General features: G+C 49.0%; 1 protein-coding gene. It reads right to left on the bottom strand.

Going from position 1 to position 257, the window contains the following annotated elements:
* Positions 1-50: 50 nt before the first annotated feature.
* A partial coding sequence (locus FS736_RS24940) for a hypothetical protein (RefSeq protein WP_222125116.1) occupies positions 51-257 on the bottom strand: 207 nt, incomplete at its 5' end.

Genomic DNA, 257 nt, shown 5'->3' with positions numbered 1-257 from the left:
TCACCATCTACTCTATACACCCACCACACTCCCTCCCCCAATCCATCCCCTCATTGACATCCCTCCTCCCCCCACCATCCACCTTCCACTCCTCCTTCACAGACCTCACACCGACCTCCCCACCAGCCCACACTTTCTACCAAAAAACATCCCCACCTCAACTTCCCAAAAAATTCTCCTTCAACTCCACCAACTCCATCAACAACACCGCCTAACCATTTTTCAAAAATAAATACTCCCCTTTTAATAACACTGCA

This window comes from Cytobacillus oceanisediminis 2691 (genome assembly GCF_007678455.1).
Lineage (GTDB): Bacteria > Bacillota > Bacilli > Bacillales > Cytobacillaceae > Mesobacillus > Mesobacillus oceanisediminis_A.
The sequence above is the reverse complement of the archived record's forward strand: the minus strand, read 5'-3'. Positions and strand labels throughout refer to the sequence as shown.